At 62.8% G+C, this 21,800-nt stretch carries 23 protein-coding genes; 14 read left to right on the top strand and 9 right to left on the bottom strand.

Going from position 1 to position 21,800, the window contains the following annotated elements:
- The first annotated feature begins 19 nt into the window (after positions 1–19).
- The 7 genes from flgK (at position 20) to EOB80_RS03360 (ending at position 5,913) form a co-directional block, all read left to right on the top strand.
- Positions 20–1,474 carry a flagellar hook-associated protein FlgK gene (gene flgK / locus EOB80_RS03390; RefSeq protein ID WP_127271695.1) on the top strand — a complete coding sequence of 485 codons (1,455 nt, stop codon included), beginning with the start codon at positions 20–22 and terminating at the stop codon, positions 1,472–1,474.
- A 4-nt stretch (positions 1,475–1,478) separates the two neighbouring features.
- Complete coding sequence (locus EOB80_RS03385) at positions 1,479–2,522, top strand: flagellar hook-associated family protein (protein ID WP_127269451.1); 1,044 nt, start codon at positions 1,479–1,481, stop codon at positions 2,520–2,522.
- A 31-nt stretch (positions 2,523–2,553) separates the two neighbouring features.
- Entirely contained in the window at positions 2,554–2,901 is a 348-nt protein-coding gene (gene flaF / locus EOB80_RS03380; RefSeq protein ID WP_023810018.1) for a flagellar biosynthesis regulator FlaF, read from the top strand.
- On the top strand, positions 2,898–3,341 hold the full coding sequence (gene flbT / locus EOB80_RS03375; protein ID WP_023810019.1) for a flagellar biosynthesis repressor FlbT: 444 nt from the start codon (positions 2,898–2,900) through the stop codon (positions 3,339–3,341). The genes flaF and flbT overlap by 4 nt, the downstream gene beginning before the upstream one ends.
- Positions 3,341–3,748, top strand: coding sequence for a flagellar hook assembly protein FlgD (flgD, locus tag EOB80_RS03370; RefSeq protein WP_013529774.1), 408 nt, complete (start codon positions 3,341–3,343; stop codon positions 3,746–3,748). The genes flbT and flgD overlap by 1 nt, the downstream gene beginning before the upstream one ends.
- Before the next feature lie 24 nt (positions 3,749–3,772).
- Complete coding sequence (gene fliQ, locus EOB80_RS03365) at positions 3,773–4,039, top strand: flagellar biosynthesis protein FliQ (RefSeq protein ID WP_023810020.1); 267 nt, start codon at positions 3,773–3,775, stop codon at positions 4,037–4,039.
- A 230-nt stretch (positions 4,040–4,269) separates the two neighbouring features.
- Positions 4,270–5,913: an MFS transporter gene (locus tag EOB80_RS03360; protein WP_127326670.1), complete on the top strand. Its 1,644-nt coding sequence runs from the start codon at positions 4,270–4,272 to the stop codon at positions 5,911–5,913.
- A gap of 43 nt (positions 5,914–5,956) precedes the next feature.
- Here EOB80_RS03360 and EOB80_RS03355 read toward each other — a convergent pair whose 3' ends face one another.
- Together EOB80_RS03355 and EOB80_RS03350 are read right to left on the bottom strand one after the other, a co-directional pair.
- Complete coding sequence (locus EOB80_RS03355; RefSeq protein ID WP_127326669.1) at positions 5,957–7,738, bottom strand: chloride channel protein; 1,782 nt, start codon at positions 7,736–7,738, stop codon at positions 5,957–5,959.
- 127 nt (positions 7,739–7,865) lie between these two features.
- Positions 7,866–8,165, bottom strand: a complete 300-nt coding sequence (locus tag EOB80_RS03350; protein WP_127269780.1) for a putative quinol monooxygenase — start codon at positions 8,163–8,165, stop codon at positions 7,866–7,868.
- Between the two features lie 146 nt (positions 8,166–8,311).
- Here EOB80_RS03350 and flhA point away from each other — a divergent pair, with 146 nt between their 5' ends.
- Genes flhA through EOB80_RS03335 form a run of 3 tightly spaced genes read left to right on the top strand, consistent with a single transcriptional unit; the run spans position 8,312 to position 11,534 of the window.
- Entirely contained in the window at positions 8,312–10,399 is a 2,088-nt protein-coding gene (gene flhA / locus EOB80_RS03345) for a flagellar biosynthesis protein FlhA (protein WP_127326668.1), read from the top strand.
- Positions 10,396–11,148, top strand: coding sequence for a flagellar biosynthetic protein FliR (gene fliR, locus EOB80_RS03340; protein WP_023810025.1), 753 nt, complete (start codon positions 10,396–10,398; stop codon positions 11,146–11,148). Before flhA ends, fliR begins: the two co-directional genes overlap by 4 nt.
- A 2-nt stretch (positions 11,149–11,150) precedes the next feature.
- Positions 11,151–11,534, top strand: coding sequence for a hypothetical protein (locus EOB80_RS03335; protein ID WP_127326667.1), 384 nt, complete (start codon positions 11,151–11,153; stop codon positions 11,532–11,534).
- A 212-nt stretch (positions 11,535–11,746) separates the two neighbouring features.
- On the opposite strand, the gene EOB80_RS03330 is transcribed toward EOB80_RS03335, so the two are convergent.
- The 7 genes from EOB80_RS03330 to EOB80_RS03300 form a co-directional block, all read right to left on the bottom strand.
- Positions 11,747–13,630, bottom strand: a complete 1,884-nt coding sequence (locus EOB80_RS03330; protein WP_127326666.1) for a sugar phosphate isomerase/epimerase and 4-hydroxyphenylpyruvate domain-containing protein — start codon at positions 13,628–13,630, stop codon at positions 11,747–11,749.
- A gap of 82 nt (positions 13,631–13,712) precedes the next feature.
- Positions 13,713–14,432, bottom strand: coding sequence for a cyclase family protein (locus EOB80_RS03325; RefSeq protein ID WP_210212236.1), 720 nt, complete (start codon positions 14,430–14,432; stop codon positions 13,713–13,715).
- A gap of 228 nt (positions 14,433–14,660) precedes the next feature.
- Positions 14,661–15,095 (bottom strand): type II 3-dehydroquinate dehydratase, encoded by a 435-nt coding sequence (locus EOB80_RS03320; RefSeq protein ID WP_164762497.1) that lies wholly within the window; start codon positions 15,093–15,095, stop codon positions 14,661–14,663.
- A gap of 20 nt (positions 15,096–15,115) precedes the next feature.
- The gene (locus tag EOB80_RS03315; RefSeq protein ID WP_127326664.1) at positions 15,116–16,417 is read right to left on the bottom strand and encodes a TRAP transporter large permease; all 1,302 of its coding nucleotides are present in this window, start codon (positions 16,415–16,417) and stop codon (positions 15,116–15,118) included.
- Complete coding sequence (locus tag EOB80_RS03310) at positions 16,414–16,932, bottom strand: TRAP transporter small permease subunit (RefSeq protein WP_245466232.1); 519 nt, start codon at positions 16,930–16,932, stop codon at positions 16,414–16,416. The genes EOB80_RS03315 and EOB80_RS03310 overlap by 4 nt, the downstream gene beginning before the upstream one ends.
- Before the next feature lie 60 nt (positions 16,933–16,992).
- The gene (gene dctP, locus EOB80_RS03305; RefSeq protein ID WP_127326663.1) at positions 16,993–17,979 is read right to left on the bottom strand and encodes a TRAP transporter substrate-binding protein DctP; all 987 of its coding nucleotides are present in this window, start codon (positions 17,977–17,979) and stop codon (positions 16,993–16,995) included.
- Positions 17,980–18,010: 31 nt separating this feature from the next.
- Entirely contained in the window at positions 18,011–18,868 is an 858-nt protein-coding gene (locus tag EOB80_RS03300; protein WP_127326859.1) for a shikimate dehydrogenase, read from the bottom strand.
- A gap of 192 nt (positions 18,869–19,060) precedes the next feature.
- On the opposite strand from EOB80_RS03300, the gene EOB80_RS03295 reads away from it, so the two are divergent.
- From EOB80_RS03295 to ugpC, 4 genes are all read left to right on the top strand, one after another.
- Complete coding sequence (locus EOB80_RS03295; protein WP_127326662.1) at positions 19,061–19,753, top strand: TetR/AcrR family transcriptional regulator; 693 nt, start codon at positions 19,061–19,063, stop codon at positions 19,751–19,753.
- A gap of 128 nt (positions 19,754–19,881) precedes the next feature.
- Positions 19,882–20,085 (top strand): autotransporter domain-containing protein, encoded by a 204-nt coding sequence (locus tag EOB80_RS35955; RefSeq protein ID WP_348629492.1) that lies wholly within the window; start codon positions 19,882–19,884, stop codon positions 20,083–20,085.
- The gene (locus EOB80_RS35950; RefSeq protein ID WP_348629491.1) at positions 20,042–20,254 is read left to right on the top strand and encodes an autotransporter outer membrane beta-barrel domain-containing protein; all 213 of its coding nucleotides are present in this window, start codon (positions 20,042–20,044) and stop codon (positions 20,252–20,254) included. Before EOB80_RS35955 ends, EOB80_RS35950 begins: the two co-directional genes overlap by 44 nt.
- Positions 20,255–20,690: 436 nt before the next feature.
- Positions 20,691–21,776 (top strand): sn-glycerol-3-phosphate ABC transporter ATP-binding protein UgpC, encoded by a 1,086-nt coding sequence (ugpC, locus tag EOB80_RS03285; RefSeq protein ID WP_127326661.1) that lies wholly within the window; start codon positions 20,691–20,693, stop codon positions 21,774–21,776.
- Positions 21,777–21,800 lie beyond the last annotated feature (24 nt).

The raw sequence follows: 21,800 nt of genomic DNA, 5'->3' as shown, positions 1-21,800 counted from the left end.
TCGCCCGCGAAAGACCCGCATGTCACTGTCTACCGCATTAAGTATCGCCCAGTCGGCGCTTATGAACACCGCGCGACAGACAAGCGTTGTCTCGCGCAACGTCGCCGACGCCTCCAACCCGGACTATTCGCGGCGCCAGGCCGTCGTCACCAGCACGGCGCCGGGCGCGCGTTCGGTCGATATCCAGCGCGCAGCCAACGAGCTTTTGTTTCGCCAGAATCTCGGCGCGCTATCGGCCTGGAGCGGGCAGAACGCGCTCTACAGCGGCATGGATCAGCTGGGCGTCGCGGTCAATGGCGTCGACAATGCGTCCTCGCCCTCGACCGCGATCGCCAACCTGCAGCAGGCGCTGCAGCTCTACGCCACCTCGCCGTCGAACCAGAACCTCGGCGCCTCGGTCATCGACGCCGCCAAACAGGTCGTGCGCTCGCTCAACGAGGGCTCCAAGGCAGTCCAGGATTTCCGCACCCAGACCGACGGCCAGATCGCCACCGCCGTCGATGACCTGAACTCGCTGCTCAGCCAGTTCCAGGATGCCAACACGGCGGTCATGTCCGGAACCCGTTCCGGCACCGACGTTTCCGATGCGCTCGACCAGCGCGACGCGCTTTTGAAGAAGATTTCGAACTATGTCCCAGTGTCGACCTTCACACGAGGCGACAATGACATGGTCATCACCACCGGCGACGGCACGACTTTGTTCGAGACGATACCGCGCACGGTCACCTTCGCGGCGTCGGCAGGCTATACCGCGGGTGCCGCCGGCAATGCCGTTTACATCGACAACGTGCCGATCTCGGCGGGAGCCGGCGGCAACACCAGCGCCAGCGGCACGCTTGCCGGCCTGCTGCAATTGCGCGACGGCGTCGCCTCGACCATGCAGAGCCAGCTCGACGAGACCGCGCGTGGCCTGATCACCGCTTTTGCCGAGACCGCACCCTCGATGGCCAATGCCGCCGGCCTGTTCACCTGGTCGGGAGCGCCGGCCGTGCCGGCCGCCGGCACGCTGGTCACCGGCCTTGCCGCGTCCATCAGCGTCAATGCAGCGATGGACCCGAGCACCGGCGGCAACCCGACGCTGCTGCGCGACGGCGGCGCCAATGGTGCGGCCTATGTCGCCAACACGGGCGGCGGCGCGTCCTATTCCACCCTTCTGGTCGCCTATGGCGACCGGCTCGACCAGCCGATGACTTTCGACCCCGCCGCCGGCGTTTCGGCAACCTCCAGCGTATCCGACTACGCCGCCAGTTCGATCGGCTGGTTCGAGGGCGTGCGCCAGCAGGCTTCGACCGCCTCCGATGCCAAGGAAGCACTGGCATCGCGCAGCGCAGAGGCGCTGTCCAACGCGACCGGGGTCAATGTCGACCAGGAAATGTCGTTGCTGCTCGACCTCGAACACACCTACCAGGCATCGGCCCGGATGATGAAAACCGTCGACGACATGCTGACGGCCTTGCTTAACGCGGTGGGATAATTCCATGACTTCAGTCTCCTCGGCCGCAATCTCCAATGCCATGCGCTCCCAGCAGATGCGCATGCAGGCCGAACTCGTCAAAGCCACGAAGGAAGCGTCGACCGGCAGGGTCGCCGATGTCGGGCTGGCTCTCGGAGGGCGCACCGCCCAGTCCGTCACCTTCTCGCGCGATCTCGACCGGCTCAACGTCATTATCGATTCCAACGGCCTGGTCGGCGCGAGGCTTTCCTCGACACAGACCTCGCTTGGCCAGCTCTCCGGCGCCGCTCAGACCTTCCTGTCCGCCCTGACCACCGCTTCCTCAAGCGACTCGTCCAACAGCCTCACCCGGGACTCCGGCAAGGCGACCATCCAGCAGCTGACCTCGATCCTCAACACCAGCGTCAATGGTGAATATCTGTTTGCCGGCACCAACACCGACGTCAAGCCGATCAACGATTTCACGGCTGCCGGCTCTCCCGCCAAGGCTGCATTCGATACCGCTTTCCTCACCAATTTCGGTTTCACCCAGGACGACCCGGCAGCGGCCAACATCACGGCCGCCCAGATGGACGATTTCATCACCAACGATGTCGCGCCGCTGTTCACGGGCGCGGGTTGGCAGGGCGACTGGTCGAACGCCACCGACCAGCAGATCGTCAGCCGCATCGCACTCAACGAAACCACACCGACTTCGACCAGCGCCAACAGCGATGGCATTCAGAAACTCGCTATGGCCGCAGCCATGGTCAGCAGCCTGATGTCCAGCAACATCAGCCAGGCGGCGAAGAATACGGTTGTCAGCCGCTCCACCACATTGGTCGGCGAAGCGCTGAGCGGCATTGGCCAGCTTCAATCCGAGACCGGCATCGTCCAGAAGCGGGTTTCCGATGCCAACGATCGGATGAAAACGCAGGTCGACCTTTTCGAACGGCACATTCTCGATCTGGAAGCCGTCGATCCGGCGGCAGCCGCGACACGGGTCGCGGACCTGACACAGCACATCGAAACGTCTTTCGCGTTGACCGCACGCCTGCAGCAGCTCAGCCTGTTGAATTACCTGACCTGACAACGCTTAACGGAACGGTAGAGCCCCAACGATGTACCAATTCTCCTACGCCGACATCCAGAGCAACTCCGTTGCCGACGCGAAGGACCGCGAGCGGGAGCTTCTGACCCGCTCGATCGACATGCTGGCGGCGGCAGCAGCGGCCGGCCACGATTCGATGGAGGCGATCGAGGCGCTTCACTTCACCAACCGCGTCTGGACCGCCTTCGTCGAGGATCTTGGCTCCAGCGACAACGCCCTGCCCAAGGAACTGCGCGCCAACCTCATTTCCATCGGCCTGTGGCTGCTGCGCGAGGCGGAGGACATCCGTCAGGGCCGCACCAACAATTTCGAAGGGTTGATCGAGGTGTCCCAGATCATCAGGGACGGCATTCAATGACCAACACGCTGAAGATATCGCTCAAGCCGAACGAAAAGATTTACATCAACGGCGCCGTCATCCGGGTCGACCGCAAGGTCACTGTCGAATTGATGAACGACGTCCAGTTCCTGCTCGAAAGCCACGTGATCCAGGCCGACGATGCCTCGACGCCGCTCAAGCAGCTTTATTTCATCCTGCAGGTCATGCTGATGAACCCGGCCGGCGCCGCCGCCGCGCGCGACATGTTCCGCCGTTCGCTGCCGCTGCTTCTGGCAAGCTTCGAGGACACCCAAATCTGCAGCGCGCTGAAACAGATCGACCGCATGGTCGGCGAGGATCATATCTACGAGGCGCTGAAGGCGATCCGCGCGCTTTATCCGCTCGAACGCCGCGCGCTGGGTGGTAATGACGATGTTTCGGGTGCCGAGCGCCCGCTGGCCGTGGGAGCACGATACTGATGAACGTGGACATGACGACGACGATTCCGACAGGCGCCAATCAGGCCACGGCGTCGACCTCGAAGACAGCGGTCGACTACCAGTCCTTCCTGAAGCTTCTGATCGCCGAGATGAAGAACCAGGATCCGACCAAGCCGATGGATTCGACGCAATATGTCGCCCAGCTCGCCACCTTCTCTCAGGTCGAGCAGTCGGTGCAGACCAACACCAAGCTCAATCAGATCATGCAGTCCTCGGCGCTGTCGCAGGCCGACGCACTGATCGGGCGCTCGATCACCTCCGCCGACGGCCTGACCACGGGCACCGTGGCTTCGGTGCGCCTCGCCAGCAACGGTCTCATCGCCGTGCTGCAGAACGGCACCGAAGTCGCCGTCGGTCCGGGAGTCTCGGTCAAGGCAGCAAGCTGACGCTTTCGACAGAGAGCCAGTCCCATGAATGAGGCCGACGCTCTCGACATCGTCCAGTACGCGGTGTGGACGGTGCTCGTCGCGTCCGCTCCGGTGGTGCTGGTCGCCATGGCGGTCGGCATCGGCATCGCCCTCATCCAGGCGCTGACGCAGGTACAGGAGATCACCTTGACCTTCGTGCCGAAGATCGTCGCCATCATGCTGGTGGTGGCGCTGACCGGTCCCTTCATCGGCAGCCAGATATCGGCCTTCACCAACGTCATCTTCGAGCGCATCCAGAACGGTTTCTGAACCTGTTCCAGGAAAGTGTGCCGCGGCATGCCGTTCGCAATTGTCTGAGGACAGACGCCGCCGATCCCAGCGGCACCTCCGGACCCACGGCGGACAAGGCCTGGACCGCCTCTATCCCATTGTTGGACCATGAGCTTTTTTGCCCTTTGCGGCGCCATGCCCTACTTTCGGCAAACGGTCTGCGCAAACGGATTGTCTGACGAGCAGGCACGACATGGCAGGAACCCCAAATGATTGACGAAAAGCCGGACAGCGAGAGCGTCTCGGCGCTGGCGCCCTTCCGGCACGGCATTTTCCGCGCCGTGTGGGGCGCAAGCCTCGTCTCGAATTTCGGTGGCTTGATCCAGGGTGTCGGCGCCGCCTGGATGATGACCACGATCGCCACCTCGCCCTATCAGGTGGCCCTGGTCCAGGCTTCGACCACCTTGCCGATCATGCTGTTTGCACTCGTCGCCGGCGCCATCGCCGACAGTTTCGACCGGCGCAAGGTGATGCTGGTCGCCCAGACCTTCATGCTGGTGGTGTCGGTGCTTCTGACCCTGTTCACCTATTCAGGCCTGATCACGCCATGGACGCTGCTTGCCTTCACCTTCCTGATTGACAGCGGCACCGCGCTCAACAGCCCGTCATGGCAAGCCTCCGTCGGCGATATCGTTCCCCGCAACAAGGTACCGGCAGCCGTCGCCCTCAATTCGATGGGCTTTAACCTGACGCGCAGCGTCGGTCCGGCGATCGGCGGCATCATCGTCGCCACGGCCGGTGCCGCGGCCGCCTTCGCGGCGAACGCGGTGAGCTATATCGGCCTGATCGTCGTGCTGGCGCGCTGGAAGCCGAACGTGCCGGTATCGACCTTGCCGCGCGAGTCGCTGGGGGCTGCCATGGGCGCCGGCCTGCGCTATGTCGCCATGTCGCCCAACATCGGCAAGGTGCTGGTCAGGGGTGCTGCGTTCGGCTTCAGTGCAGGCGCTGTGCTTGCGTTGCTGCCTCTGGTGGCGCGCGATGTCGTCAAGGGCGATGCGCTGACCTATGGCATCATGCTCGGCGCCTTCGGCATCGGCGCGGTCGGCGGCGCCTTGATCAGCGTCAGGCTGCGGCAGTTGCTCTCCAGCGAGACGATGGTGCGCTGTGCTTTCGCCGGCTTCGCTGTCTGCGCCTTCAATGCCGCCGTCAGCCAGCATGCCTGGCAGACGTCGCTCGGCCTGCTTGTCGGCGGCGCCTGCTGGGTGATCGCGCTTTCGCATTTCAACGTCACGGTGCAGATGGCGACGCCGCGCTGGGTGGTCGGCCGGGTGCTGTCGGTCTACCAGACCGCGACCTTCGGCGGCATCGCGCTCGGCAGCTGGATCTGGGGTGTCGTCGCCGATGCGCACGGCGCCGAAGCCGCGCTGATCGCAGCCAGCGTCGCCATGCTGGCCGGCGGCGCCATCGGTCTTTTGCTCCCGCTACCGCAACAGCAGGTGCTCAACCTCGATCCGCTCAATCGCTTCAAGGAACCGCATTTGGCGCTTGACCTGAAGCCGCGCAGCGGTCCCATCGCCATCATGATCGAGTATGTGATCCGGCACGAGGACGAACCGGAGTTCCTCGCCATCATGGCCGAACGCGGCCGCATCCGCCGTCGTGACGGCGCCCGCAACTGGACGCTGGCGCGCGATCTCGAGAATCCCACCGTATGGATCGAGCATTATCACACGCCGACCTGGATCGAATATATCAGGCACAATGGACGCATAACCCATGCCGACGCCGTCATCGGCGAACGCGTGCGGGCCCTGCACAGCGGCGACGAACCGCCCCGCGTGCGGCGCATGATCGAACGCCCGACCACCGCCGGCACAGCGCTTGTGATGGCCAAGGGACCTATCGAGCATTAGGGCTCCGCAACCACTGTCGCAGGCACCCCGCTTGGCCGTCCCGTCACCCCTCGCCCGACAGGTCCCGGCGCGCCTTGTCGAGTTCCTCGGCATAGCGCCGCATCAGATGGCCTTCGGTCAAAAGCCCCAAGACGATGTGGTCGGTGAAATCCTCGACGACAGCGAGTTCTTCGGCGCCCGCCCGCTGGAATGTTTCCGCGGCGGCCTGCACGTTCATGCTCGGCACCAGCACCGCGTCCTTGTATTTGGCAAGATCGCGCACCGGCACCTCGCCATCGGAAGGATCGCTGTGCAGTTCGGCCACGATCAGCACGCCGACATAGTGGTCGCCCGCGTCGACCGCGATGACCCGCTGGGCAGAGCCGAGCGGCACTTGCTTGCGGAAGGCTGCCAGCGACGTCGAGGCATAGATGGTCTTGATGTCCTTGCGCATCATCGAGCCGACTGTGAGGCTGCGCATCCAGCCGACATCGTGGGCGCTGCGGATGGTCTCGCCGCGCAAATGGAAGCGCCATGTCGAGAACGAGTAGCCGAAGGTCTCGCGCACCAGGATCGCCGACATGATCGAGGCGGCCAGCACAACGCCGGTCAGCGTCAGGTCGCGGGTCGATTCCAGCGCCAGGAAGGTCATCGTCAGCGGACCGCCGACGACACCGACTGCGAGCGACGTCATGCCGACGACGGCGGCGACGGCAGGGTCGATGCCGGTTGCCGGCGAGACGACAATCATCACATCCGCGAACGCCTTGCCGAGCAGCGCGCCGAGGAACAGCGAGGCGAAGAACAATCCGCCGCGAAAACCCGACCCCAGCGAGACCGCCGACGCCGCCAGCTTGAGCACGAAGACGCTCGCCACCACGGCCAGCCCGTAATTCATCGAGAATTCGCGATGCAGCGCGCCATGGCCGCTGGACAGCACCTGCGGCGTGATAAGGCCCAGCAGCCCGACGATGACGCCGCCGATGACGGGGCGCAGCGCCGCATCGATCGACAGCCTGGCGAAACCGCGCTCGATCAGTGTCACCAGATGCATGATGGCGATCGAGGCGGCACCGCCGAGCAGGCCGAGCAGCAGGAACGGCACATACTGGCTGGCGGTGAGCGCCGGCAGGCCCGAAAGCTCGAGCGGAAACGGCACGCCGCCGAACATCTCGGCCGTCAGCGAGGCGCAGATCGCGGCTGTCAAGACTGGCGCGACATTGGCAACCGAGTAGATGCCGATGACCAGTTCGAAGCCGTAGAAGGCGCCGGTCAGCGGTGCATCGAAGGCGGCGGCGATGGCGCCGGCCGCACCACAACCGACCAGGATGCGGACATCGTTGCGGCGCAGCCTGAAGATGCCCGCCAGCCGCGATGCCAGCCCGGAGCCAACCTGCGTATAGCCGGCTTCCAGCCCGACCGAGGCGCCAAAACCGCTGGAGATCATCGTCTGGCCGGCGATGATGAAGGTGTCGGTCAGCGACATGCGCCCGCCATAGAGCGCATTGGCTTCGATCGGGTCGATCGGCGTGCGGAATTTCCGTATCCTGAGCCAGACCACCGTCAGCCCCAGCAGCATGCCGCCGATCGCCGGTATCAGAGCCTGCATCGGATTGGCGAGCGAGAACATGCCGGAAAGCCGGCCGCCTGGCTGAACGCCGAACAGCAGCCCGTGCAGGTCCTGCACGATCTGGCTCATCGCCGTGACCAATATGCCCGCCATCACGCCTACGACACCGGCGAGAACGACCACCACGATGCCGCGTGCCTCGAGCAGAGGCAACGACCTGACCAGCACTGCGCGCAACCGGCGGGCGTAGACTTCGCTGTGGTTTCTGGAAAGCACCCGGGCGGCTCGCCGATATCGAAAGGCAGTGGAAAGCCAGCCTGATACGCCCGGCGGCACGGCATGGCAACCAAAATGCCGACAGACATCACACAGCGGGCGCGATATCGATCGGCTGACGGACCGTTCAGGTCGGCATGGGCTCGCCGGCTTCATAGAGCACGAGGTTGCGCTCGCCTATGCCTAGCGCCGGCCAGCTCGCACGCCAGTCCGCAATGTGCGGCGAGGCGAAATGCGCGTCGAGCGCTGCCCTGTCACTCCAGACTTCCGTGACCCGGATGAGCCCGGCATCGAAAACATCCTGCGCATAGGAATATTCGAGACAGCCGGGCTCGGCGCGGCTGCCGGAAACCATGCGTTCCATAGCGGGCTTAGCTTCCTCCAATTTGTTTGGCGGCAGGCGGATGGTGCCGATGATCAGAAGCACGGGTTTCCCTTCTTTACAAGGCCGACCGGCACGGCGATCTGCGCATGGTCGTTCGAACTAGCCAGTCTCCCACCCTCGCGCAAGCTTGGCGGGCTACCTTCACAGGGCTGTCGCGCGCTCGGCAGTCTATGGGGTTTGAGGACGATATGGCGATCAGCGAAAGCATTCAGCCCGGCGCGGTGGCCAAGAACGGCCGCGACGTCTTCTTCGCCATCGGCATCGTCATCATCCTGGCCGTCCTGTTTCTGCCGATTCCGGCCTTTCTCATCGACATCGGCCTCGCCTTCTCGATCGCGCTTTCGGTGCTGATCCTGATGGTGGCGCTGTGGATCCAGCGGCCGCTCGATTTCTCGTCCTTTCCGACCGTGCTGCTCATCGCCACCATGCTGCGGCTGTCGCTCAACATCGCCACCACGCGCATGATCCTGTCGCACGGCAATGAGGGCACGCATGCCGCCGGCTATGTCATCGCCGGCTTCTCCAAGTTGGTGATGGCCAGCGACTTCGTCATCGGCCTGATCGTCTTCATGATCCTGATCGTGGTGAACTTCATCGTCATCACCAAGGGCGCCACGCGTATCGCCGAAGTCGGCGCGCGCTTCACCCTCGACGCCATCCCCGGCAAGCAGATGTCGATCGACGCCGACCTGTCGGCCGGCATGATCGACGACAAGACCGCGCAGCTGCGCCGCCGCGAACTGGAAGAAGAATCTTCTTTCTTCGGCTCGATGGACGGCGCCTCGAAGTTCGTGCGCGGCGACGCCATCGCCGGCCTCATCATCACCGCCATCAACATCGTCGGCGGCATCGCCATCGGCTACATCAGGCACGGCATGGGCATGGGCGAAGCCGCCGACGTGTTCATCAAGCTGTCGGTCGGCGACGGCCTCGTCACCCAGATCCCGGCCCTGATCGTGTCGCTCGCCGCCGGCCTGCTCGTCTCCAAGGGCGGCACCCGCGGCTCGACCAACCAGGCGGTGTTCGGCCAGCTCGGCGCCCACCCGCGCGCCCTCTATGTCGCGGCATCGCTGCTGGTGCTGCTCGGCTTGATGCCCGGCCTGCCGCTGTTCCCGTTCTTTGCGCTGGCCGCCGGCATGGCCGGCCTCGGCTACGTCATCCCGATGCGCGCCAACCGCGCCGTCGCCGAAGCCGAGGCAATCAAGGACCAGGAAAAGGCGACCAAGGTCGAGGAGGAGAAGAACTCGGTCAAGGCTTCGCTCGCCACCGCCGAGATCGAGCTCTTGATCGGCAAGCAGCTGTCGACAAGGCTGCTGACGTCGCATCAGGAACTGGTTTTCCGCATGGGCAAGATGCGCAAGAAATTCGCCACCCAGTACGGCTTCGTGGTGCCGGAAGTGCGTGTCGCCGACGATTTCGCCATCCCGCCGAAGAGCTACCAGATCAAGGTGCACGGCACCGTGGTGGCCGAATACCAGATGCGCGTCGGCGAGATCATGGTGCTGCTCGGCAATCGCGACATACCCGAGATACCGGGCGAGGAAATCCGCGAGCCGGCCTTCGGCATGCGCGCCTATTCCGTCGTCGAAGCCTTCGCCGAGGATCTGAAGCGCGAGAACTACACCTTCGCCGACAACATGTCGGTGCTGCTCACCCATCTCTCCGAGGTCATCCGCAACAACCTGCCGCAGCTTCTGTCCTACAAGGACATGAAGGCGCTGCTCGAACGCCAGGACCAGGAATACCGCAAGCTCGCCGACGAGATCTGCACCACGCACATCTCCTATCCCGGCCTGCAGGCGGTGCTGAAGCTGCTGCTGGCCGAGCGCGTCTCGATCCGCAATCTGCACTTGATCATCGAGGCGATCGCCGAGATCGCGCCGCATGTGCGCCGCACCGAGCAGATTGTCGAGCATGTCCGCATCCGCATGGCCCAGCAGATATGCGGCGACCTGTCCGAGGGCGGCGTGCTGAAAGTGCTGCGCCTCGGCAACCGCTGGGATCTCGCCTTCCACCAGAGCCTCAAGCGCGACGCCAAGGGTGAGGTGCGCGAGTTCGACATCGACCCGCGCCAGCTCGAGGAGTTCGGCCAGGACGCCACCAAGGCGATCAAGAAGTATCTGGAAGCCGGCGAGCGTTTCGTCCTCGTCACCGCGCCCGACGCCCGCCCCTATGTGCGCATGATCATCGAGCGCCTGTTCACCACACTTCCGGTGCTCAGCCATGTCGAAATCGCCAAGGGCGTCGAGATCAAGGTGCTCGGAACCATATCGTGAGCGTGCTGTCGCAAGGCGTCGTCATCGCGGCGTTCCTCGCCTTCTGCCGCATCGGCGCCTGTTTCATGCTGATGCCGGGCCTCTCCAGCGCCCGCGTCCCGGTCCAGGTCAGGTTGTTCGTGGCGGTCGCCGCCACCGGCGGCCTGCTTGCCTTCCTGTGGGACAAGATCTTTCCTTTCGTCGACCCGCGCCCGCAGATCCTTGTGCCGATGATCATTTCGGAACTTCTGGTCGGCGGCCTGATCGGCGCCATGACCAGGCTCTACATGGAAGCCCTGCGCTTCATGGGCTCGGCCATCGCCATGCTGGTCGGTTATGGCGGCACCGGCGGACCGGCGATCGAGGAGCCCGAACCCCAGGCAGCCCTTGCCGCAATCATCTCGTTCTCGGCGCTGTTGATGCTGTTCGTCTTCGATTTCGACCACGAGATAATACGCGCGCTGGTTTCCTCCTACACGGTCGCGCCGGTCAACGTCTTCTTCAACCCGCAGGCCGCCCTCGTCGATGTCACCGACACGGTGTCGGACACGTTCTTCCTGGTCATCCGCCTCGGCAGCCCGTTCGTCGCCTATGCCATTCTCGTCAATCTGACGATCGGCTTCGTCAACAAGCTGACGCCGCAGATCCCGATCTATTTCATCTCCCAGCCCTTCATCATCGCCGGCGGCATGATCATCTTCTATTTCGCCGTCGGCACCATGCTGTCGCTGTTCGTCGACGGCTTCGTCGATCTGACATTGGCGAGATAGAAATGAGCACGCGCAAGGACCGCCTCAAGAAGCTGGTCAAGGTTCAGGAACAGCTGAAGGCGCTGCACGAAACCCGCCACGCCACCTTCCTTGCGGCGGCCAGTGCCGCCGAAACCGAAGCGAGGGAACTGGTCGGCCATTTCGACCAGGCCGATTCGCTCTCCGCCCTGTTTCCCGATCTCTACCATCGCCGCATTGCCCAGGCGGTGGTGCGCCAGGAAGCGAACCTGGCGAGCGCCAGGCAGGAAGCCAGCCTCATCGCCGCGGCGACCGCCCGCACCAACATGGTCGAGCGCGCCTACAAGGACGTACGCAACCGCGACGAACGCGAACGCTCCGACCGCGAGCGGCTGGACCTGATCACGCAGAAGCGGACGCAGGAGTAGCGAAGGCGAGTTCGGCCGTTTCCGCCTTCGCGACGGGCGGTGCCGGATGCCTGCTTCGCACCGCATGTCGGTCGTTGAGTAGTCCTAGCAGCATCCCAAAAGCAGACATCCGAGCGCACGGGCGAGGCGGCACGATTGCACCAGTAGCGAAGGTGGAGCCAAGTCAGCTTGTGCCCAGAGTGGAATTTCGCTTTTCGCTCACGTCGTGATGGTCAAACCCTTGGCATGCCTTTTGGCCGCAGTGTTCGCTTCTGGGCGGCAATGCGGAATGGAGCATTGGCTGCCCCGTAGCCTCGATAACCGTGGCGCTCAACGATCTCGAAGAAGAAACCTTCGCCATAGGTCTGGCTGTAGAGCTGGAAATAGTCACCGCCCTCGTCCCGGTCGAAGAGGATGTTTCGGGCCCGCAACCGGTGCGTGAATTCCGGTTCGAGGCCGAGGCGTGCTTCGAGATCGGCGTAGTAGTTCGGTGAAATCTCCAACACATTGAAGCCGAGCTCTGTCAGGCGGTCGGCGGTCTGGAAGATATCGCGGCAGGAGAAGGCCAGATGCTGCACGCCCGAGCCGAAGCTCTCAGCGATAAAATGGCCGGCCAGCGTCCTGCGGTTCTCCGCACCGTTCAAAGTAAGCCGAAGCCCGCCATCATCGCTCTCCACAACCTGGCTGCGCACGACGCCGGCCGGATCGATCACATCCACCATGGGCAATTTTCTCGTCTTGAAGATCGATGTGTAAAAGAGCAGCCAGGTCAGCATCTCCTCATAGTTCATTGATTGAGCGAGGTGGTCGATTGCCATCAGCCCGGCATCGTTGCCGGCATCGTTGGCCGGTTCGAATTCGATCTCCCAGACTTTTGCCAACTCGCTCTTGCCGTCGATGAAGTAGATCACCCCGCCCCCGACCCCGCGTATTGCCGGTATCGCCAACTCATCAGGACCATGGCGCTGTTCAAAAAGCTCGGCGCCCAACGCGCGAGCCCGGGCCACGGTTGCGGCGGCATCGTCGACCTTCAATCCGAACGCATAGGCAGAAGCGCCGTGAACGAGGTACGAGGAGTGCGCCAGCCCTTCTTTTTCGGTGTTGACGACAATGTTGATGGCGCCCTGACGAAGCAGCACCACATCCTTGTTCTTGTGGCGGCCGATCAGCGAGAATCCCATGGCACGCAGTAGCAGCACCAGCTCTTCAGCCTCGGTTTCGTTCGCGGCGAACTCTACGAACTCGATGCCGCTGACCGCGACACGTTCCGGCAAGGCCGGCACGTCGATCGCGATGTCCGGCTCGGCGCGTGCAACCTGGTCCATGAGGTAGACCAGGGACCTGTGGCCATCAACCGCGATTGACCTGGGCGATCCACCGCGGAACTGGTCGTTGAATATTTCGAGCGACAACGGCCCGTCGTAGCCGGTTGCCGCAACCGCTCGCATGAAGTCGACGACCGGCAGGTCACCTTCGCCCGGCATGTTGCGGAAATGGCGGCTCCAGTACAGCAGGTCCATGTCAATCAGCGGGGCGTCGGCAAGCTGGACGATGAAAATGCGATCGCCGGGGATGGCGCGGATCGTCTCCACATCCATCCGTCGCGCCAAGGTGTGGAAGGAGTCAAGGATCAGTCCGATGTTGGGATGGTTCGCCCGCCTGACAATCTCCCAGGCGTCGCGATGGTCGCTGGTATGCCTCCCCCAGGCCAGCGCCTCGTAGCCGACGCGAAGGGCGCGTCGTCCTGCCCGTTCGCCGAGTTCGCGGAAATCGTCGGCAGCACGGTCGATGCCGCCCAGCGCCAGCGGCGAGACGTTGGAACACACCAGCATCAGATCCGTGCCGAGCTCTTGCATCAGGTCGAACTTGCGCTCCGCCCGCTCGAATGCGCGCGAACGTTGTTGTTCGGGCATTCCTTCGAAATCGCGGAAAGGCTGGAAGAGTGTGATTTCCAGGCCGTGATCCCTGACCATCCGCCCGACCTCGGCAGGACTTCCGTCGTAAGCAAGAAAGTCATTCTCGAATATTTCCACGCCGTCGAAGCCGGCCGCGGCGATGGCCGCAAGCTTCTCGCGGAGGTCCCCGCTGATCGATACGGTGGCAATCGAGGTTTTCATCGCCGAGGTCCAAGCCATGCTCCTTGGACTTGGCCAAGTCCAAGGAGCAGGTAATATCTGTGAGCGGACGTTCCTGGTTGCATCAAAGAAGCGCGATGACGCGGGTGGGCCCGCCGGTCGCGCCTTTCACCTTGGGAATCCCGAGGAAGAGACGCGCTCCGGATTCAGGGATTGCATCGAGGTTCGCCAGGCACTCCACGCCCCAACGACCGCTGCCCAACCATTCGTAGTGGACAGGAAACGCCCCGCCCGAATTAAGCCCTGTGTCCAGTGAAAGCGTGTCGACGCCGATCCCTTTCACCTTTCGCTCGCCAATCAGGAACTGCGCGGTCTCGACATGAAAACCGGGTGTGTGATTTCTCTTCTTATTGTCGTTACCGGTGAACTTCGGGTCGCCGACCAGCCTGTGCCATCCGGAGTTCATTACCACGCAACAGCCTTGCGGGAGTGGGCCGTTCTTTGACTCCCACGCCTTGATGTCATCCGGCGTTAGCGATGTGTCCGCGTTCTCGGCGGCGCGCGCCGCGATGTTGATGACGGCGACAGGGACGATCAGATCCGAGATCGGGATCATGTCGGCCGTCAAACCGTCGGCGGAGAAGTGGATAGGCGCGTCCATGTGGGTGCCGCTGTGCTCGACGATCGTCCAACGATTGAGGTTCACCTTGTCCTTGGCGAAGGTGACGAGATGCTCGACTGTGAACCATTTCTCGCCGCTGAAAGTGGGAAACCCTTCATAGAGCGCGTGAGAGAGGTCGACCGTGTCGGTAAAACTCGTCGCCGCCGCCTGGGCTGGCGGCACGGTTGGAAGCGTGGCTGCCGCTGCCGCGCCAAGGCCGAGCGTAAATCCGGCTTTCAGCAGTCCCCTGCGGGTGGCGTTTTCGCAGATCGAATGAAGGCATCCTGGAGGACACATGTGGCTTTCTTCCCTTCGTTGCTAAGTCCTGTCAAAACTTGAAGCGAGGCTTATTGAGCTAACCCATTCGTTTATTCTTGCGGGAGTGGTGCCTGGCGAGGTCGCCGACTATGGCTATTCGTCCGTCAATTCCCTCAGCGATTTCACGGCGGTGGCATATCCCCGAGGCCCGAGGCCCGCGATGACCGCGGTCGCGATCTTCGACACAAGCGATCGGTGGTAAATCTCCTCGCGCCTGTGAATATTCGAAATGTGGAGCTCGACGATCGGGCCGGAGAACATCTTCAGCGCATCGAGGATGGCGATCGACGTGAAGGAGAAGCCGGCCGGGTTGATGACGATCCCGGCTCCCTCGTCGATCGCTTCGTGGATCCAGTCGATGATCTGGCCCTCGCTGTTCGACTGATGGAAGCGAACGGGCGTGTCGCCGGCCGCTTCGCGGCAGAGAGCCTCGATCTCGGCCAGCGTCGTCGTGCCGTAGATTTCCGGTTCGCGCTTGCCGAGCCGGTTCAGGTTCGGACCGTTGATCACGTAGATAGGCTTCACCATGACGGCTCCTTTGTCTTCGATCAGCCCTGGTAGCCCAGTAGCCTGGGCAACCAGAGCACAAACTCCGGGAAGAACGTGATGAGGGCTAGCGCAGCGATCATCGCCCACAGGAACGGCAGCACGTCGCGGACAATGTCCTTCAGCGGCACTTCGGCGATCCTCGTCATGATGAACAGCAGCAGACCGTATGGCGGCGTCACCAGGCCGAGCATGATGTTGACCACCACCATCACGCCGAAATGCACCATGTCGATGCCGAGCGCGCGCGCCGTCGGGATGAGGACGGGCACGATCACGAGAAGAATCGTGGTGCCTTCGAGCACGCAGCCGAGCAGCAGCAGCAGGATATTGACAAGGATCAGGAAGCCGATGGGCGACAGATCCCAGCTTGTGAGAATGACCTTTATCGAGTCCGGGATGTTCTCGACGGTGACCACATAATTGAAGACCAGGGCGCCGGCGATCAGCATGCCGATCGAGGCCGAGGTGCGCGCGCTGGCCAGCACGGAACGATAGAAGTCGGCGAAGCTGACACTGCGGTAGAGCACCACGGAGATGACCAGCGCATAGGCCGCAGCAACCGCTGCCGCCTCGGTCGGCGTGGTGACGCCAGAGTATATGCCGCCGAGCAACACGACCGGCATCATGAGGGAGGGGAAGGCACGCCAGGTGATGCCCGGGAGTTCGCGCAGCGGGGTCGGGGCTTCGACCGGAAAGTTGTTGCGCCGCGCCTGATAGGCCACGATCCCCATCTGCGCCGCCGCCATCAACAGGCCGGGAATGACGCCGCCGAGGAACAGGTAGCCGATCGAGGCGTCGGACACGAGCGCGTAGATGACCATGGGGATCGACGGCGGGATGATCGGGCCGATGACGGAGGTCACGGCCGTCAGCGCCGCAGCGTAGCTTGGCGTGTACTTGCCGTCCTTGGTCATCATCATCTGCATCATCTTGCCAGTGCCGGCCGCATCGGCGATGGCCGATCCCGACATGCCCGCAAAGATGATGCTCTGGACGACGTTGACGTAGGCAAGGCCGCCCCGGAGCCGGCCGACCACGGCATCGCAGAAGCGCAGCAGGCGCTCGGTCATCGAGCCGATGTTCATCAGTTCCGCAGCCAGGATGAACAGCGGCACGGCGAGGATGATGTAGTTGTTGTACATCCCGTTCAGCAGCTGCTCGGCCGCCGTCCCCATGTCGAGCCCTGCCAGTAGCAGATAGAGGATCGAGCCGGCGATCATGGAGTGCCCGATCGGCAGCCCGAGGAAGGCAAGTATGGTGATCGCGACGACCGCGATCGAGAATGGGCTGGCGAGATTCATACGCCCGACCCCGCCTTGGTGGGATCGAACTCCTTTGGCGCCCTGCCGAACACGGCCTGCCAGGAAAGCCAGAGGTAGCGGACAATGATAGCCACGACGAATATGACGTAGATCGAGAACAGCCAGTCGAAACGGATCTTCAGATAGGCGGTCTTTTCGACCTTCATGAACGTCACGTAATCGAGCACGGCTGGAAATGAAATCGCGTAGAGCGCGATCAGCGAAGCGGCCGCGATGAGGAACATGATGCGGCGAACGCGCGGTGGGGCCGAGGCGTAGAAGAGGTCGAAGCGGATCTCCTCCTCCTCGCGGACAACGAAGGCTGCACCCCACAGCACCAGCCAGATCCACAGAATCACGCTGATTTCGTTGGTCCAGCCGATCGGCATGTTGAGCAGGTAGCGAAAGACGATCTGCAGCAGGAAGGCGGCGAACATTGCGGCCAGCATGACGGCGAGGACGTTCTCGGCGCGCCGGTATAGCCAGCGACCAAAGTTTCGGAGCGAAGGTGTCACGCGGGCTTCTCCGCCTGCTGGAATGAGGAGGCGCGGCGCAAGCCCCGCCGTGCCTCCGGCTTAGAGCGCGTTGATCTTGTCGACCATGCCGGCCGGCCAGTCCTTGGCCAGGTCCGACGACAGGTATTTCTCCTGAGCGTAGTTGCGGAACGCAGCGATGTCGGGCTCGTAGAGCTTCAGACCCTTGCCCTTGAACAACTCGACCAACTCTTTTTCGCGCGCAAGATGCTTTTGCGTGCTGAACTCGATGGCGGCGTCAGCGGCGGCCTGGAACTTCGCCTGCTTGTCGGCGCCCATCTCCTCCCACACCTTCTTCGACACGGTCAGCAGATCGAAACCGACCAGGTGCGAGGTCAGCACGATCTGCGACATGACCTCATAGAACTTCATGTTCTCCACATTCGGCAGCGGATTGTCCTGACCGTCGATCGCGCCGGTCTGCAGCCCGGTATAGACCTCGGCGTAGGCCATGGCGACGGGATTGGCGCCGAGTGCGGAGCCGAGGAACTGCCAGGCGTCGCCGCCCGGCATGCGCAGCTTGATGCCCGCCATGTCGGCTGGCGTCGTGATCTTCTTGTCCGGCTTGAGGCCGATTTGCCGGGCGCCGAAATAGGTCGGTCCGAGCACACGCACGCCAAGCTGGTCCTCGGCCATTTTCTTCATCTCTGCGCCGAGATCGCCGGCGAAGAAGGTTTTCAAATGCGCGGCGTCGCGAAACAAATAGGCGGCGGTGACGATCGACCATGCCGGGATCTGCTTGGAGATATCCTGCGGTGCGATATTGCCCATCTCGAGATTGCCGCGTTGCAGGGCGACGAGCTCGGTGCCTTGTTTGAACAGATTGCCGCCGTAGTAGCCCTCAAAGACGAAGTCGTCCTTGATCGCATCGGCGAACATTTTCATCATGTCGGCGCGAATGTCCTGTTCGGAGAACACGGCCGAGAAGCGCAGCTTCGGCTTGTCCTGGGCGAGTGCGGGAAAGGCTGCCGTCGTGGCGAGCACGCCCGCCCCGACCAGGAGTTCCCGGCGTGTGGCATTGAAAGTCATGTTCTTTCCTCCCTATTGGCTATTGTCCAAGTCATGTGTCGGCTCGGTCACGGACGCTCCCAAAGGCGGCAAACGCCGCCTTCATCCGTTCAACATCGGGCGCAAGCCCGGTGAAAAGCTCGAAAGCACGCACGGCCTGGAATACGGCCATGCCCTCGCCGCTGAGCGTACGGCAGCCCCGTTGCCGTGCCTGTCTGAGCAGTTCCGTTTCGAGCGGCAGGTAGACGATGTCGGCGACCCAGCACTCCGGTCGCAACAGATCGGCGGCAATCGGCATGCCGGGCAACTTTGCCATGCCGACCGGGGTCGCGTTGACGATGCCGTCTGCGCGAGCCGAAGCCACGGCAAGGTCCGAGACGACCTCCACCTTTTGCGTGCCTCCGGGCGGCCTGAGCCGAGACGCCAGCGCTTCGGCCCGACCAACCTGCAAGTCGGTTATCAGCAGCGTCTCGACGCCGCTTTCCAACAAGGCTTGGGCCACCGCAGCGCCGGCGCCGCCAGCTCCCAGCAGCAGCACTTCGCGTCGGTTTTCGCCGGCCAGCCCGTGACGAAAGCTCTCCTTAAACCCCCACTTGTCGGTGTTGTGGCCGATGCGCCGGCCGCGTCGCAACACCACGGTATTCACCGAGCCAAGGATCTCGGCCGCCTCGGAAAGCTCGTCGAGAAGCGAGATGATTTCCTGTTTGTAGGGAAACGTGACGTTGAAGCCGGTGAAGCCGAAGTGCCCGGCAAAGGTGACGAGATCGGCCAAAGGGGGCGCAGTCTCGCCCATGGTTTCGGTATCGAGCAGCGTATAAACGCAGGAAAGCCCCTGGGCGCGGCCTTCCGCCTCGTGCATTGCCGGCGTCCGGGAAAGCTGAATTCCACGCCCGAGCAAGCCCACCAATATGCGCCGCGAGTTGGGAGACGTCTCCCATTTTTCCGCGGTGGCGGCAAACAAGGCCAAGCGATCCTCCCAAATCGAACTGAGCGCAACTTTGTACCAGTCAGTTAATTTCGTCAACAACTTTGTACTATTCGGTTAATTTGCTAGACTCAGGTGCTGGTGCCACGATTGCGAGGAGCGGACATGAGTGATGAGATGGTGCTGAACGAGAAGGTGGCAGCGGGCGGCCGCAGCGGGTGGAAGCAGGATCCCGCCGGCGTTCAAAAGAACATACTCGCGGTGGCGATGACCGAGTTTGCCGCAAACGGCCTGTCGGGCGCGCGCATCGACGAGATCGCGGCAAAGACGCACACGTCAAAGCGGATGATCTACTACTATTTCGGCGACAAGGAGCGGCTCTACGGCCGCGTCCTCGAGGAAGCCTACCGGCAGGTGCGAACGGGCGAGCAGGAGCTGGAGCTGGATCATCTGTCGCCTGTCGAGGCACTGAAGCGGCTCGCTGAGTTCACCTTCGATCACCACAGCCGCCATCCGGATTTCATCAGGATCGTGATGATCGAAAACATCCATCATGGCGTGTATCTCGAACAGTCTGAACTGATCAGGCTGTTGAACGCAGGGGCTATTCAAAAGCTTGAAGCGATTTGCCGGCGCGGGCGCACGGATGGCCTTTTCCGTGAAGACGTGTCCCCCCTCCAACTGCACTGGCACATCAGCGCGTCGAGCTTCTTCAACGTCTCCAACCGAGCCACCTTCTCGCGCATTTTTGGCAGCACGCTCTACACCGTGGACGGGCAGCGCTCGCTCCGAAATCATTTGGTGCAAATGGTCGTCGGCCTTGCGCTGAAACCCGAGCGCCCGAAAGGGCGCGCTCGTGGGGTACGCTGACGGTCGATGGCAATCTGGAGCTGTCGGCCGATCCATCCTCGATTACGAGTTGGGTAGTGCCGGCACCGCTGGAAATCCGGCCACGGGCGTGAGCGACCAGATAGCAGTGCGTGACAACCTTACGCTCGATGGCACGATTAACGGAAAAGGGCGGCGCGGCAGCATTGACCAGCGCCAGCCAGACCACCGACGCCACCTTCACCACGCTTGGTCTCAGAGCCTCCGCCGGCTTCACGCTCGGCGCCATCGATGCCACAGCGCGCGGCATGCTGGGCTGGCGCCATGCCTATGGCAGCATCATACCGACCAGCACATGCCTTCTCTGCCGGTGATGCCTTCACAATCGCTGGCGTACCGATCGCAAAGGACAGTGCCGCCATCGAAGCAGGGCTCGATCTCAACCTGACCGATGCCGCAACCCTCAGCGTCGCCTATCAGGGTCAGTTCGGCTCCGCCGTCCAGCAGAACGGCTTCAATGCAAAGCTCAACGTGGAATTCTAACTAAGCGGGAAGGATCGTTCCGGAATGACTGCCCCTTACGAAAAGGGCCATTCGATCCGGAATATCACTACGGCCGCTTATCGCATCGCCCAGGCGGCCGTACGCCAGGAGGCGACCTGGCGAGCGCCAGGCAGGAAGCCAGCCTTATCGCCGCCAGTCGGAGCGCGCCTACAAGGACGTGCGCAACCGCGACGAACGCGAACGCTGCGACCGCAGACGGCTGGACTTGATCGCGCAGAAGCGGACGCAGGAGTAGCTGGGAGGATTGTGTGGCGCGAAGCGGACCCTCCAAGGTTCGGCTTTCCCGTAAACGCTTTACAGCCCGGTTTGGTAGCGCTACCGTTTCGGCCTAGCGTGAGCCTGGGAGGAGCCAGGGCTGTCGCTAGCGGAAGCGTTGTTCCTTCGACGACGTCGCGGGAATTTGTTGGGAGGATCGATGGCGTCTGTCGCAATTGGCGAAGTCTATAAATCATTCGGCGCTGTCGAGATCCTGCACGGGGTCAGCGTGAACATCGAGGACGGCGAGTTCGTCACTCTGGTCGGGCCGTCAGGCTGCGGAAAATCAACCCTTCTCAGAATGATCGCAGGCCTGGAAAAGATTTCACGCGGCCAGATCGCGATCGGCGAACGTGTCGTCAACAACGTTGCGCCCAAGGAGCGCGACGTCGCCATGGTCTTCCAGAACTATGCGCTCTACCCACACATGACCGTTGCCGAGAACATGGCGTTCTCGCTGATGCTCAAAGGAGTTTCCAAGCCGGAGAGCGATGCAGGCGTGCGCCGCGCGGCCGAAATCCTTGGGCTGGTGCCGTTGCTGGCGCGCTATCCTCGGCAGCTTTCCGGCGGCCAACGCCAGCGCGTCGCGATGGGCCGCGCGATCGTTCGTGATCCGGCGGTCTTTCTCTTCGACGAACCGCTGTCCAATCTCGACGCCAAACTCAGGGTGCAGATGCGCGCCGAGATCAAGGAACTGCACCAGCGCCTCAAGACCACGACAGTCTACGTCACGCACGATCAGATCGAAGCCATGACCATGGCTGACAAGATCGTGGTCATGCATGACGGCATCGTCGAGCAGATAGGGCCGCCGCTGGAACTTTATGACCGGCCGAACAATCTTTTTGTCGCCAGCTTCATCGGCTCGCCGGCCATGAATTTGCTGAGGGGCGAGATCGCTACCGACGGCTCACCCTCATTCCGCGGTGCCGGGGGGATTTCGGTCCCGTTGGCCTCGGCACTTTCCATCCGCAATGGCGAGCCTGTGGTGCTGGGAATAAGGCCCGAGCATTTGCGGCTGTCGGACGACCAGGGCATTCCGGTCATCGTCGCGGTGGTTGAACCAACCGGGTCCGAAGTGCAGCTCATCGGCCGGACCGCCGGCGGCGAAGAGATCGTCGCGAATTTTCGGGAACGACATTCCTTCACGCCGGGCGAAACCATCCGGCTTACGGCCGAGCCCGGCCTCATCCATCTCTTTCACGGAGAAACCGGACAGAGATTCCAGACACGTACCGATCGTTAGGACCACAAGGCAAGGACAACAAAC

This window comes from Mesorhizobium sp. M7A.F.Ca.MR.245.00.0.0, assembly GCF_003997415.1.
Taxonomy (GTDB): domain Bacteria; phylum Pseudomonadota; class Alphaproteobacteria; order Rhizobiales; family Rhizobiaceae; genus Mesorhizobium.
Note: the sequence above shows the minus strand (reverse complement) of the source record. Positions and strands in the feature narration are given on the sequence as shown.

Excerpts from the sequence above, each read along its gene's own strand:
- flbT (WP_023810019.1), top strand. The coding sequence starts at position 2,898 with ATGACCAACACGCTGAAGATATCGCTCAAGCCGAACGAAAAGATTTAC.
- flgD (WP_013529774.1), top strand. The coding sequence starts at position 3,341 with ATGAACGTGGACATGACGACGACGATTCCGACAGGCGCCAATCAGGCC.
- flaF (WP_023810018.1), top strand. The coding sequence starts at position 2,554 with ATGTACCAATTCTCCTACGCCGACATCCAGAGCAACTCCGTTGCCGAC.
- EOB80_RS03320 (WP_164762497.1), bottom strand. The coding sequence starts at position 15,095 with ATGGTGAAGCCTATCTACGTGATCAACGGTCCGAACCTGAACCGGCTC.
- EOB80_RS35950 (WP_348629491.1), top strand. The coding sequence starts at position 20,042 with ATGGCAGCATCATACCGACCAGCACATGCCTTCTCTGCCGGTGATGCC.
- fliQ (WP_023810020.1), top strand. The coding sequence starts at position 3,773 with ATGAATGAGGCCGACGCTCTCGACATCGTCCAGTACGCGGTGTGGACG.
- EOB80_RS03385 (WP_127269451.1), top strand. The coding sequence starts at position 1,479 with ATGACTTCAGTCTCCTCGGCCGCAATCTCCAATGCCATGCGCTCCCAG.
- ugpC (WP_127326661.1), top strand. The coding sequence starts at position 20,691 with ATGGCGTCTGTCGCAATTGGCGAAGTCTATAAATCATTCGGCGCTGTC.
- EOB80_RS03330 (WP_127326666.1), bottom strand. The coding sequence starts at position 13,630 with ATGAAAACCTCGATTGCCACCGTATCGATCAGCGGGGACCTCCGCGAG.
- dctP (WP_127326663.1), bottom strand. The coding sequence starts at position 17,979 with ATGACTTTCAATGCCACACGCCGGGAACTCCTGGTCGGGGCGGGCGTG.
- flgK (WP_127271695.1), top strand. The coding sequence starts at position 20 with ATGTCACTGTCTACCGCATTAAGTATCGCCCAGTCGGCGCTTATGAAC.
- EOB80_RS35955 (WP_348629492.1), top strand. The coding sequence starts at position 19,882 with ATGGCACGATTAACGGAAAAGGGCGGCGCGGCAGCATTGACCAGCGCC.
- EOB80_RS03360 (WP_127326670.1), top strand. The coding sequence starts at position 4,270 with ATGATTGACGAAAAGCCGGACAGCGAGAGCGTCTCGGCGCTGGCGCCC.
- EOB80_RS03335 (WP_127326667.1), top strand. The coding sequence starts at position 11,151 with ATGAGCACGCGCAAGGACCGCCTCAAGAAGCTGGTCAAGGTTCAGGAA.
- EOB80_RS03315 (WP_127326664.1), bottom strand. The coding sequence starts at position 16,417 with ATGAATCTCGCCAGCCCATTCTCGATCGCGGTCGTCGCGATCACCATA.
- flhA (WP_127326668.1), top strand. The coding sequence starts at position 8,312 with ATGGCGATCAGCGAAAGCATTCAGCCCGGCGCGGTGGCCAAGAACGGC.
- EOB80_RS03295 (WP_127326662.1), top strand. The coding sequence starts at position 19,061 with ATGGTGCTGAACGAGAAGGTGGCAGCGGGCGGCCGCAGCGGGTGGAAG.